General features: G+C 64.2%; 13 protein-coding genes. 10 read left to right on the top strand and 3 right to left on the bottom strand.

Features of this window, described 5'->3' with window-relative positions; genetic code table 11:
* A partial coding sequence (locus AUL28_RS22040) for a cytochrome c oxidase subunit II transmembrane domain-containing protein (RefSeq protein ID WP_280137265.1) occupies positions 1-264 on the bottom strand: 264 nt, incomplete at its 3' end.
* 310 nt (positions 265-574) lie between these two features.
* Here AUL28_RS22040 and AUL28_RS08390 point away from each other — a divergent pair.
* Positions 575-1,072 carry an invasion associated locus B family protein gene (locus AUL28_RS08390; protein ID WP_062231619.1) on the top strand — a complete coding sequence of 166 codons (498 nt, stop codon included), beginning with the start codon at positions 575-577 and terminating at the stop codon, positions 1,070-1,072.
* 90 nt (positions 1,073-1,162) lie between these two features.
* Positions 1,163-2,578, top strand: a complete 1,416-nt coding sequence (gene tldD, locus AUL28_RS08385; protein ID WP_062231617.1) for a metalloprotease TldD — start codon at positions 1,163-1,165, stop codon at positions 2,576-2,578.
* Between the two features lie 28 nt (positions 2,579-2,606).
* Here tldD and pdxH read toward each other — a convergent pair whose 3' ends face one another.
* Positions 2,607-3,224, bottom strand: a complete 618-nt coding sequence (pdxH, locus tag AUL28_RS08380) for a pyridoxamine 5'-phosphate oxidase (RefSeq protein WP_062231621.1) — start codon at positions 3,222-3,224, stop codon at positions 2,607-2,609.
* A gap of 76 nt (positions 3,225-3,300) precedes the next feature.
* Here pdxH and AUL28_RS08375 point away from each other — a divergent pair, with 76 nt between their 5' ends.
* From AUL28_RS08375 to AUL28_RS08360, 4 genes are all read left to right on the top strand, one after another.
* The gene (locus AUL28_RS08375; RefSeq protein ID WP_082640345.1) at positions 3,301-3,723 is read left to right on the top strand and encodes an RT0821/Lpp0805 family surface protein; all 423 of its coding nucleotides are present in this window, start codon (positions 3,301-3,303) and stop codon (positions 3,721-3,723) included.
* Positions 3,724-3,893: 170 nt separating this feature from the next.
* Positions 3,894-4,841 carry a DnaJ C-terminal domain-containing protein gene (locus AUL28_RS08370; protein ID WP_058600525.1) on the top strand — a complete coding sequence of 316 codons (948 nt, stop codon included), beginning with the start codon at positions 3,894-3,896 and terminating at the stop codon, positions 4,839-4,841.
* 124 nt (positions 4,842-4,965) lie between these two features.
* Positions 4,966-5,784: an enoyl-ACP reductase FabI gene (gene fabI, locus AUL28_RS08365; protein WP_058633736.1), complete on the top strand. Its 819-nt coding sequence runs from the start codon at positions 4,966-4,968 to the stop codon at positions 5,782-5,784.
* Positions 5,785-5,805: 21 nt separating this feature from the next.
* Positions 5,806-6,393 carry a histidine phosphatase family protein gene (locus tag AUL28_RS08360; RefSeq protein ID WP_058633737.1) on the top strand — a complete coding sequence of 196 codons (588 nt, stop codon included), beginning with the start codon at positions 5,806-5,808 and terminating at the stop codon, positions 6,391-6,393.
* 148 nt (positions 6,394-6,541) lie between these two features.
* On the opposite strand, the gene AUL28_RS08355 is transcribed toward AUL28_RS08360, so the two are convergent.
* A complete protein-coding gene (locus AUL28_RS08355; RefSeq protein WP_062231613.1) occupies positions 6,542-6,766 on the bottom strand; it encodes a DUF1344 domain-containing protein in 225 nt (74 codons plus the stop codon).
* Positions 6,767-6,943: 177 nt separating this feature from the next.
* Between AUL28_RS08355 and aroC the strand changes: the two genes are divergently transcribed.
* The 4 genes from aroC (at position 6,944) to dxs (ending at position 11,326) form a co-directional block, all read left to right on the top strand.
* Positions 6,944-8,038, top strand: a complete 1,095-nt coding sequence (aroC, locus tag AUL28_RS08350; protein ID WP_062231611.1) for a chorismate synthase — start codon at positions 6,944-6,946, stop codon at positions 8,036-8,038.
* A gap of 26 nt (positions 8,039-8,064) precedes the next feature.
* Positions 8,065-8,991 (top strand): histone deacetylase family protein, encoded by a 927-nt coding sequence (locus tag AUL28_RS08345; RefSeq protein ID WP_062231609.1) that lies wholly within the window; start codon positions 8,065-8,067, stop codon positions 8,989-8,991.
* Positions 8,992-9,018: 27 nt separating this feature from the next.
* Positions 9,019-9,288 carry an exodeoxyribonuclease VII small subunit gene (locus AUL28_RS08340; RefSeq protein WP_058600519.1) on the top strand — a complete coding sequence of 90 codons (270 nt, stop codon included), beginning with the start codon at positions 9,019-9,021 and terminating at the stop codon, positions 9,286-9,288.
* Positions 9,289-9,409: 121 nt separating this feature from the next.
* Entirely contained in the window at positions 9,410-11,326 is a 1,917-nt protein-coding gene (gene dxs / locus AUL28_RS08335; RefSeq protein WP_062231607.1) for a 1-deoxy-D-xylulose-5-phosphate synthase, read from the top strand.
* Positions 11,327-11,333 lie beyond the last annotated feature (7 nt).

Below are 11,333 nucleotides of genomic sequence, written 5' to 3'. Positions count from 1 at the left end.
CGTGCGGGACGGCTTGGGATTGCGCTCTTCGGTGTAGCGAAAGCCGACCCAGGCGAGCAGACCCGCCACGAAGATCACGATCGGAACGATGAACCAGAGCGTATAGGTGCTGAACCAATGGATCTGCGCCTCGATCGGCGACAAGGCTTCCTGAAGCCCCATCTGCCAAGGGTGAGGCTGGCCGGGATGCACCACGGCATCCTGTGCGAACGCCGCAAGGGGCGAGCCGGCCAGAGCAAGGGCGGCAAGGGCTGTTCTCTTCACGAATCTCCCCCTCGTGGAAGCAAATGAACCCGATCTGCCGAACGAATCATCGACGCTCGAATCTCCCGGCGAGCCTCCCGAGATTTCGAATGCCGCTAATGTGCAGCTGAGGCTCGGTTCAACCACGAAACCGCCTCCTTCGCAACACGAGCGCGCCACGCCCGATTGCGACATAAGCGGGGCTGTGACCGCAATGCCTCCCTTCCCTCGCACTTGCGGCAGTGCGTCTCGACGGGGCCGGTCGAGATGCTTTAACCTTTGATTTCGTTCAAGGCGCCGATTCCGACCGGCGTCACATCGGGATAACCTCATGAAGACCCTCCTCGCCTCGGCCGCCGCCGCTTGTCTCATCATGCTGCCGCTGGCGGCAAAGGCCCAGACGGGAACCGTCAAATCTCAGCATGGTGCCTGGGCCGTGGTGTGCGATCAACCTGCGGGGGCGGCGGGCGAGCAATGCGCCCTGCTGCAGAATGTCGTCGCCGAAGACCGGCCCGAAGTCGGCCTGTCGGTTCTCGCGTTGAAGACCGCAGACGGCAAGGCGCAGATTCTCCGGGTGCTGGCCCCGCTCGGCATTCTTCTTCCCAATGGGCTCGGCCTCTACGTGGATGGCAAGGATATCGGCCGCGCGCAGTTCGTTCGCTGCTTCGAGGATGGATGCTACGCGGAAGTGATTCTGGACGAGACGCTGCGCCAGACGCTGTCGAGCGGCAAGTCTGCGACCTTCATCGTGTTTCAGACACCCGAAGAGGGCATCGGCATTCCGGTCGATCTCGCGGGCTTCGCGGACGGCTTTGCCGCCCTCCCCTGACCAGCCTCGCGCCGGCTCCAGACCGTCAGTGGATGACACGGGCGCTCGGGCCGCCTATCTCAGGGGCACGTTAGTTCTCCGGAGCCTTTCATGCCCCTCTCCCTCGCCGACCGCTTCGACATGTCCCGCCCGCAGCTCGAAGCGCTTGTTTCGGACACGCTGAAGGGATCGGACGACGGCGAACTCTTTCTGGAATATCGCGAGCAGGAATCCCTCGTCTTCGACAATGGCCGATTGAAGGCCGGCGACTTCTCGACGGACCAAGGTTTCGGCCTTCGCTGTGTCGCGGGCGAGGCCATCGGCTTCGCGCATGCCGGCGATCTTTCGGATGCGGCGCTCCGTCGCGCGGCGTCCACCGTCACGGCTATTCGGGCCGGATATAGCGGCGTCGCGGCGGAGGGGCCGCGCGGGACGAACCGCAAGCTCTATGGCGACGAGAATCCCATTCCCCAGCCGAGCTTCGAAGCCAAGGTGAAGCTGCTGCAGGACATCGACAGCTATCTTCGCTCGAAGGACGAGGAGGTGCGTCAGGTCAGCGTGTCGCTCGCCACGCAATGGCAGGTGGTCGAAATCCTGCGCGCCGACGGACAATGGCTTCAGGACGTTCGTCCGCTGGTGCGGCTGAACGTCTCGGTCGTCGCGGGGCGCGGCAATCGGCAGGAAACCGGCTCGTCGGGTGCCGGCGGGCGCGTCGGGTTCGGCGGCTTCATGCTGAACGAGAGCTGGGAAAAGCTGGCCGACGAAGCGCTACGCGGCGCCAAGGTCAATCTCGATGCCGTGGCGGCCCCGGCAGGCACGTTCGACATTGTGCTCGGATCCGGCTGGCCGGGTGTCATGCTGCACGAAGCGGTGGGGCATGGTCTCGAAGGCGACTTCAACCGCAAGAAGACCTCGGCCTTTTCGGGCCTTCTCGGCCAGCAGGTCGCGGCCAAGGGCGTCACCGTCGTGGACGATGGGACGATCGCCGAGCGGCGCGGCTCGCTGTCGATCGACGACGAGGGAACGCCGACCAACCGCACGGTGCTGATCGAGGACGGCCGTCTCGTCAACTACATGCAGGATCGCCAGAACGCCCGGCTGATGGGCATGGAGGCGACCGGCAATGGCCGCCGTCAGTCCTATTCCCATGCGCCCATGCCGCGCATGACCAACACGATGATGCTGGCGGGCTCGCATACGCCGGACGAGATCATCGCGTCGGTGAAGGACGGAATCTACGCCGTGTCCTTCAACGGCGGACAGGTCGACATCACCTCGGGCAAGTTCGTCTTCAACTGCACCGAAGCGTACCGCGTGCGCGACGGGAAGATCGGCGAGGCGCTCAAGGGCGTCATGTTGATCGGCAACGGTCCGGACGCGATGCACCGCGTTTCGATGGTCGGCAACGATCTGGAGCTGGATGCCGGCATCGGCAATTGCGGCAAGGCTGGCCAGTGGGTGCCGGTCGGCGTCGGCCAGCCGCACCTACGAATGGATCAGATCACGGTCGGCGGGACGGAGGCTTAGAGCCTCCGCCCTCCCCTTCTCGAGGCGATCAAGGGTTGAGCCGGGTTGCGACCCATTGTCCGGATTCGTCCTTCACGAAGCGATAGCTGTCGTGAAGGCGGAAGGCTCCGTCCTGCCAGAACTCGATCTGCACCGGGACGACGCGAAAACCCGACCAATGAGGCGGGCGCGGAATGTCCTCACCGGGAAAGCGTGCGTCGAACTCTGCGACCCGCTGCTCTAGCTCCGCGCGCGACGCCAGCGGGCGAGACTGCTGCGAGGCCCAGGCGCCGAGACGGCTGATGCGGGCGCGGGTGCGATAATAGGCGTCGGCTTCCTCGGCGCTCACCGTTTCGACATGGCCGCGCACGCGGACCTGCCGACGCAGGCTTTTCCAATGGAAGCAGAGGGCGGCCTTGGGCTGACCGAGCAGTTCCTGCCCTTTCCGACTCTCGAAATTCGTGTAGAAGACGAAACCGCCGGGGTCGACCCCCTTGAGGAGAACCGTTCTGACATCCGGCAACCCATCCGCATCGACCGTCGCGAGCGCCATGGCGTTGGGGTCGTTCAACTCGGAGCGCTCCGCTTCGCCAAGCCAGATCTGGAACGCCGCGAATGGATCGGCGGGCAACTCGGTTTCACCAAACGTTAAGGCCGTTTTGAGCATCATTCCTGCATCTTCCGGTTCGTGCCTTCAATTTCGTAGAACCGAACGGGGCCGACGGCAAAGGTTTAACGGCGACATGCACGGGATTCGAAAGGCCCTAGTGGCGACTTGTCTGGCGACAGTCCTGTCCGGCTGCACCGTGATCAGCGGCGCGGCGCTGGAAGATGCGGCCAAGGTGGATCATTCGATTCAGACCAGTTCCGTCAAGCCGCTCCCTCCCGCGTCTCCCGAAACGGATTCGGACGGGCGAACGGTGCGCAATGCAGTGTCGTCGGCCAATCTGGAGCGGTCGGAGTCCGAGCCGCTGGCCTGGAGCAACACGGATACGGGCGCGAGCGGAACGATCACCGGCATTCAGGAAACGCGCGCGGGCGACCAGATCTGCCGCAGCTTCAAGACCTCGCGTCAAAGATTCGACGGCGTGGCCGTCTACAAGGGCGAAGCCTGCACGCGCGGCAGCGGCGAATGGACGCTGACCCGTTTCAACGAAGGCGCATGATCGAAGCTGAAAGTCTCTGGCAGGCTGGCCGATAGGCTGTGCGAGCCGCCGTCGGAGGACTTCATTTCTTTTCAGACTCTCGCCATATACCTGTCAAAGCCAATCGCAAGCCGGTTGCGCCGCGCCGGATCGGCTCGGCGCGCCCATGTCAGACAGGATGCCGACACTCCATGCGCGACCCCTATACCGTTCTCGGCGTCGCCAAGACCGCCACGGAAGGCGAGATCAAGTCCGCTTTCCGCAAACTCGCCAAGAAGTATCACCCGGACGCCAATACCGACGATCCCTCGGCCGCCGCACGCTTCAACGAGGCCAACCAAGCCTACGAGATTCTGGGCGATAAGGAAAAGCGTCAGAAGTTCGACAATGGCGAGATCGACGCCGAAGGAAAGCCCAAGTTTCAGGGGTTTGGAGGTTTCGGCGGCGGTGGCGCGGGCGGGAACCCGTTCGGGCAGACGCGCGGCACGGGCGGCGGATTCGATTTCCGCGGCGGATCAGCCGATCTCGGCGAAGGTCTCTTCTCGGACTTCTTCGATCAGGCCTTTGGCGGCGCCAAGCGCGGAGCGCGCGGCGGCGCGGGCTTCACGGCCGCACGCAACGGCTCGGCCAAGGGCGAGGACATCAACGCCACGCTGAAGGTCCGCCTCGAAGAGGTGGTGTCCGACGAGAAGGTCGAAGCCGTCTTCCCGACGGGCAAGCGACTTGCCATCCGGCTGCCAGAGGGCGTGGAGGATGGTCAGGTCATCCGTCTGCGCGGACAGGGCCAACCGCCCGCCATCAGCGGCGGTCAGCCCGGCGACGCGCTCGTGACCATCCAGTTCGTCGATCATGCCCGCTTCAGCGTCGATGGACGCGACCTGCTCTGCGACCACGAAGTTGCCTTGGAGGATGCGGTCCTGGGCGGACGCATCACGATCGAAACGCTGGACGGGCGAATCGCGACGAAGATTCAGCCTTGGACGAATTCCGGAAAGACCTTGCGGCTCAAGGGCAAGGGGCTGACGCGCAAGGATGGCGGGCGCGGCGACATCCTCGTTTCGCTCGTGGTGGCGCTGCCCGAGTCGCCGGATGCCGAGTTGATCGCGCTGATGCAGAAACGGCGTGACGCCAACGTCTGATAACAGACCGGAATAAAACTTGTGGGCCGGCAGGCGATGATCCGTCAAGCTTGCTGGTCTCAAGCTGCTATGCCATAGCGCAAAGCCAATATGATGATTTGGAATCGAGTTGAGGAGCTGCACCATGGTTGAATCGGTCGGCCTGATGAAGGGCAAGCGCGGCCTCATCATGGGTGTGGCGAACAATCGCTCCATCGCCTACGGTATTGCCAAGGCACTGGCGGACCAAGGCGCGGAACTGGCCTTCACCTATCAGGGCGATGCACTGCGCAAGCGAGTCGAGCCTCTGGCGGCCGAGTTGAACGCCTTCGTCTGCGGCCATTGCGACGTAGGCGATGCCGCCACGATCGACGCCTGTTTCCAGGCGCTCGAAGAGAAGTGGGGCAAGATCGATTTCCTGGTTCACGCCATCGGCTTTTCCGACAAGGACGAGCTGACGGGTCGCTATGTCGACACGAGCGAGGCCAACTTTTCCAAGACGATGTTGATCTCGGTCTATTCCTTCACGGCCGTCGCCCAGCGCGCTGAGAAGCTGATGACCTCGGGCGGATCGATGCTGACGCTGACCTATTACGGCGCGGAAAAGGTCATGCCGAACTACAACGTCATGGGCGTCGCCAAGGCCGCGCTCGAGGCGAGCGTCAAATATCTGGCGGTCGATCTCGGCCCGAAGAACATCCGCGTCAACGCGATCTCCGCCGGGCCGATCAAGACTCTGGCGGCCTCCGGGATCGGAGATTTCCGCTATATCCTCAAGTGGAACGAGTATAACGCTCCGCTGCGCCGCACCGTGACGATCGAGGAAGTCGGCGATGTCGGTCTGTATCTTCTGTCCGACCTGTCCCGCTCGGTGACGGGCGAAGTGCACCATGCTGATTCCGGCTACCACGTCGTTGGAATGAAGGCGGTGGATGCGCCCGATATTTCGGTCGTCAAGGACTGACAGCGAGTATCATCCGTGAGCATGCCGCTTCTTTATCTCTGCCGTCACGGTCAGACGGACTGGAACGCCGAGCGTCGCCTTCAGGGACAGAGCGACATTCCCCTCAACAGCTACGGGCGCGGGCAGGCGCGCCGCAACGGCCGGTATCTGCGAAACGTTCTGGGCGCGTCCGCATCGGGGTTCGAGTTCATCTCAAGCCCGATGCAGCGCGCGGCGGACACGATGCGGATCATCCGGCATGAGATGGGTTTGGACGCGGAGGCCTTCTCGCAGGACGAGCGGCTGAGCGAAATTCATTTCGGCGACTGGCAGGGCTATACGCTGCGCGAGCTCGGGCAAAGCGACCCGGAACGGCTGGCGAAACGGCACGAAGACAAGTGGAACTTCCAGCCGCCGGGCGATGGCGCGGAAACCTATGAAAGCCTGGCGGACCGCGTCGCGCCGGTTTTCGAAGAGCTGCGCGGCCCGAGCATCGTGACCGCCCATGGCGGCGTGACGCGCGCCTTCCTTCAGCGCTTCGCGGGAGTATCGCGAGGAGACGCGGCGGAGATGGACATTCCGCAGGATCGTATCCTGCGTTTCGAGAATGGTGAAATCGCCTGGGTCTGATAGACCGTCAGACAACTCTATGTGCCGCCGAGAGATTTCGAGAGACGATGGCGCGCGCCGTGGTCGAGCGATGCGGCGACATCAATATGCCGAAGCATTTCCAGCGAATCCGAAATCACCGGAGATAGTCTGCGGGGCGTCCCTGCCCTCAGACAAGCGGTTCGTGAATGATGTGGACCATCATGCCCGGTGTGATCGCCTCGACCTGAATATCGTGAGACAGAAGATAGCTGGTCCCGTCGTTCAATTTCAGAGCCGAGCGCTCATGATCGACCTTCTCCACCACGCCTCCGGTTTCTTCCGCCTGCGCTGAAATGTTCATCGAGACGGAGAGAGCGGAGCAGGCGAACAAGGCGACGATTCGTCGGGTCATCGAGCAATCTCTTTCGGGCGGCGTTTGGAGGACGATTCGCGGCCATAGTCTGGAAAAATTCCATCTCGATTATGGTTTATTCCTGGCCGCGTCGCCAATCGTCGATCCGCGATTTGACGCCGCCGGTTAGCAGGTCGTAAACGAGCCAACCGTCTTTCCATCGGACCCGCGTCATTCATGTCTCACAACAGCTTCGGCCACCTGTTCCGCGTCACCACCTGGGGCGAGAGTCATGGACCGGCGATCGGCTGCGTCGTGGACGGAACACCGCCGGGCACGAAACTCTCCGAGGCGATGATCCAGCGTTTCCTGGACGAGCGCCGCCCAGGCCAATCGCGCTACACGACGCAGCGCCAGGAACCCGATCAGGTCCGCATTCTCTCCGGTACCATGCCGGGCGAGGCGGAGGGCGAACTGATCGCCACCGGCACGCCGATCGCGCTGGAAATTCAGAACGTCGATCAGCGCTCCAAGGATTACGGCGACATCGCCCGTCGCTACCGGCCGGGCCATGCCGATATCGCCTATGACATGAAATACGGCATTCGCGATTATCGCGGCGGTGGACGCTCGTCCGCGCGCGAAACGGCAATGCGCGTGGCGGCCGGCGCCATCGCCCGGCAGATCGTCCCCGGCCTGTCAGTGCGCGGCGCGCTGGTGCAGATCGGCAGCATCGCCATCGATCGGTCCCGGTTCGACTGGGACGAGACACGCCGTAACCCCTTCTTCTGCCCGGACGCGCAGACAGCCGAGCGCTGGGCAGAACTGCTCGATGCGACGCGCAAAAGCGGCTCATCCATCGGAGCCGTCGTCGAAGTGGTGGCGGAAGGCGTTCCGGCCGGGCTCGGGGCGCCACTCTATGGCAAGCTGGACGCCGACATCGCAGCCAATCTCATGTCGATCAATGCCGTAAAAGGCGTCGAGATCGGCGATGGTTTCGCTTCGGCTACGCTCTCGGGCGAAGAGAATGCCGACGAAATTCGGATGGGCAATGACGGCCGGCCCGTCTTCCTCTCCAACCATGCCGGCGGCATTCTCGGCGGCATCAGCACCGGACAAGCGGTGGTGGCGCGCTTCGCGGTGAAACCCACCTCCTCGATCCTGACGCCGCGCCGATCGATCGATGCCGATGGGCATGAGGTCGACGTGATGACCAAAGGCCGGCATGACCCGTGCGTCGGCATTCGCGCGGTGCCCATCGGCGAGGCCATGGTGGCCTGCGCCATCGCCGATCATTATCTGCGCCATCGCGGCCAGACCGGCCGCATCTGACGCGACGCAATCGCCGGGAGGCTGCCATGCTGACGCGCCTGTATCATCACCCGGTCTTTCGGGAACATCTGACGCCGCCGGGCCATCCCGAGCGGCCGGAGCGAATCGCGGCTGTGGAGGCCGCGTTCGAGGCGGAAGCCTTTCAAAATCTCGATCGCGCCATGGCACCGGAGGGCTCGCTGGAGGCGATCTATCGCTGCCACAGCTTCGACTATGTGCAGCGGATCGCGCGCACGATTCCCGAAGAGGGTCTGGCCCGGATCGACGGCGACACGGTGGTGAGTCCTCGCAGCTTTACCGCCGCGCTGCACGGCGTGGGCGCGGCCTGTGCGGGCGTGGACGATGTGATGTCAGGCGCGGCGCGCAACGTCTTCGTCGCCGCGCGCCCGCCGGGGCACCATGCCGAGCGCGAAACGGCGATGGGCTTCTGCCTGTTCAACCAGGCCGCCGTCGCGGCGCGCCATGCGCAGGCCGTGCATGGTGTGGAGCGGGTGGCGATCGTCGATTGGGACGTCCACCACGGCAACGGCACGCAGGATATCTTCTGGGCTGACCCTTCCGTTCTCTACGTCTCGACGCATCAGATGCCGCTTTATCCCGGCAGCGGCGCGAAGGACGAGGTGGGCGCGGGCAATATCGTCAATGTCCCGCTGCGCGAGGATGACGGCACGGACGAATTCCGTACGGCGTTCCGCGACGCAGTGCTTCCGGCTCTCGAGAATTTTCGCCCAGATCTCGTAATCGTCTCGGCGGGCTTCGACGCCCATCACCGCGATCCGCTGGGCGGTCTCAATCTCATCGAAGCGGATTTCGACTGGGCGACGGGACAGCTTCTGGACATTGCCGGCCGCTTCAGCCAGCACCGGCTCGTCAGCGTTCTGGAGGGGGGATACGACCTCCAGGGCTTGTCGCAATCCGCCGCGGCCCATGTGAAGCGTTTGATGGTCGGCTGATCCGGCATCGCAACGAAAGTGATCTTCATGTCCGATACCGCCCATCAGATTCCGGCCGACGATTCCGACATCAAGCGCATGAGCTTCGAGGAAGCCTTGGCGGCGCTGGAGCGCATCGTCTCGGACCTGGAGCGCGGCGACGTTCCCCTGGAAATGTCGATCCGCATCTATGAGCGCGGCGAGAAGCTCAAGAGCCACTGCGACCGGCTTCTGTCCGCCGCCGAAGACAAGGTGGAAAAGATCAAGCTGTCGCGCGCGGGCAAGGCGACGGGCACCGAGCCGCTCGACCCGGCCTGATCGCCGCGCCCGCTGGAATCGGCGGCTGGACAACCCTAGTTGAAATGGTTCTAACCGCCCGATTGTCAGCCATTGCATGTTCGGTCCATGCGAGGCACCCGTTCCGCAGGAGACCGCCGCTTTGTCCAGCACCCTTTCGACGCCGCTTCTCGACCAGATCGCATCCCCCGAAGACCTGCGCCGCCTGCCCCCATCGGACCTGCGCCAGGTGGCCGACGAGTTGCGCGCCGATCTGATCGACGCCGTCTCGCGCACGGGCGGGCATCTGGGCGCGGGCCTCGGCGTCGTGGAACTGACGGTGGCGATCCATGCCGTGTTCGACACCCCGCGCGATCGGCTAATCTGGGATGTCGGCCACCAGGCCTATCCCCACAAGATCCTGACAGGCCGGCGCGAAGCCATGCGCACGGTGCGCCAGGAAGGCGGCCTGTCGGGTTTCGCAAAGCGCACGGAAAGCGAATACGACCCGTTCGGCGCGGGCCATTCCTCGACCTCGATTTCCGCCGGCCTCGGCATGGCCGTCGCCAGCGAGATGGACGGGCGGCGCAACAATGTGATCGCCGTGATCGGGGACGGCGCGATGAGCGCCGGCATGGCCTACGAGGCGATGAACAATGCCGGCGCGCTGGACGCGCGGCTCGTCGTGATCCTTAACGACAACGACATGTCCATCGCCCCGCCGACCGGCGCCATGAGTGCCTATCTTGCACGGCTCGTGTCCGGCAAGGCCTATCGCTCGCTGCGCGAGCGGGCCAAGGCGATGACGCGCCATCTGCCGGAGTTCATGCGCGAAGGCGCGCGCCGCACCGAGGAATATACGCGCGGCCTGCTGACGGGCGGAACGCTCTTCGAAGAGCTCGGCTTCTTCTATGTCGGCCCGATCGACGGGCACGATCTGGACCACCTTCTGCCGGTTTTGCGCAATGTGCGCGATACGAACAACGGGCCGGTGCTGATTCACGTCGTGACCAAGAAGGGCAAGGGCTATCCGCCCGCCGAGGCCAGCGCCGACAAATATCACGGCGTTTCGAAATTCGACGTCGTGACCGGGGCGCAATCCAAGCCCAAGGCCAATGCGCCGACCTACACGAAAATCTTCGCCGAAAGCCTCGTTCAGGAAGCGCACGCGGACGAGAAAATCGTCGCGATCCATGCGGCCATGCCGGATGGGACGGGGCTCGACCTGTTCGGGCAGGCCTTTCCGAAACGCACCTTCGATGTCGGCATCGCCGAACAACATGCGGTGACCTTCGCGGCCGGTCTGGCGACCGAAGGCTACAAGCCCTTTGTCGCGGTTTATTCGACCTTCCTGCAGCGCGCCTATGACCAGATCGTGCATGATGTCGCGATCCAGCACCTGCCGGTTCGCTTCGCCATTGACCGCGCCGGCTTCGTGGGCGCGGATGGGCCGACCCATGCGGGCTCCTTCGACACGGGTTTCCTCTGCCCCCTTCCCGGTATGGTGGTCATGGCGGCCGCCGACGAGGCGGAATTGCGCCATATGGTCCGCACGGCCGTCGCCTACGAGGACGGACCGATCTCCTTCCGCTATCCGCGCGGCAATGGCACGGGCGTCGATCTTCCCGAGCGCGGTTCCGTCCTGGCGCTCGGGAAGGGCCGCATCCTGAAAGAGGGCGCGAAGGTCGCGATCCTGTCCTTCGGCTCGCGCCTGACCGAGGCTCTGGCGGCCGCCGAGGATCTCGAAGGCTTCGGTCTTTCGACCACCGTCGCAGACGCGCGTTTCGCCAAACCGCTCGACGGTGAGCTGATCGCGCAGCTCGCGCGCCATCATGAGGTTCTGATCCTTCTGGAGGAAGGCGCGTCCGGCGGCTTCGCCGCGCAGGTTCTGGAGCATCTCGCACGCAACGGCCTCCTGGATCATGGGCTCAAGGTGCGCCCGCTCACCATGCCCGACCTGTTCGTGGATCATGCCTCGCCCGAAGCGATGGTGAAAGCATCCGGCCTCGACCGGGCCGGCATCGTCGATGCCGTCTTCCGGGCGCTGGGAACCGGCGCGCGGCGCGTGTTGCAGGCGTGATGCGCCT

Source organism: Aureimonas sp. N4, assembly GCF_001463925.1.
In the GTDB taxonomy this organism is placed as follows: Bacteria; Pseudomonadota; Alphaproteobacteria; order Rhizobiales; family Rhizobiaceae; genus Aureimonas; species Aureimonas ureilytica_A.
Note: the sequence above shows the minus strand (reverse complement) of the source record. Positions and strands in the feature narration are given on the sequence as shown.

Coding starts and splice junctions, on each gene's coding strand:
- AUL28_RS08340 (WP_058600519.1), top strand. CDS start 9,019: ATGTCCGATACCGCCCATCAGATTCCGGCCGACGATTCCGACATCAAG.
- AUL28_RS08360 (WP_058633737.1), top strand. CDS start 5,806: ATGCCGCTTCTTTATCTCTGCCGTCACGGTCAGACGGACTGGAACGCC.
- AUL28_RS08390 (WP_062231619.1), top strand. CDS start 575: ATGAAGACCCTCCTCGCCTCGGCCGCCGCCGCTTGTCTCATCATGCTG.
- AUL28_RS08375 (WP_082640345.1), top strand. CDS start 3,301: ATGCACGGGATTCGAAAGGCCCTAGTGGCGACTTGTCTGGCGACAGTC.
- aroC (WP_062231611.1), top strand. CDS start 6,944: ATGTCTCACAACAGCTTCGGCCACCTGTTCCGCGTCACCACCTGGGGC.
- pdxH (WP_062231621.1), bottom strand. CDS start 3,224: ATGCTCAAAACGGCCTTAACGTTTGGTGAAACCGAGTTGCCCGCCGAT.
- tldD (WP_062231617.1), top strand. CDS start 1,163: ATGCCCCTCTCCCTCGCCGACCGCTTCGACATGTCCCGCCCGCAGCTC.
- AUL28_RS08370 (WP_058600525.1), top strand. CDS start 3,894: ATGCGCGACCCCTATACCGTTCTCGGCGTCGCCAAGACCGCCACGGAA.
- fabI (WP_058633736.1), top strand. CDS start 4,966: ATGGTTGAATCGGTCGGCCTGATGAAGGGCAAGCGCGGCCTCATCATG.
- AUL28_RS08355 (WP_062231613.1), bottom strand. CDS start 6,766: ATGACCCGACGAATCGTCGCCTTGTTCGCCTGCTCCGCTCTCTCCGTC.
- AUL28_RS08345 (WP_062231609.1), top strand. CDS start 8,065: ATGCTGACGCGCCTGTATCATCACCCGGTCTTTCGGGAACATCTGACG.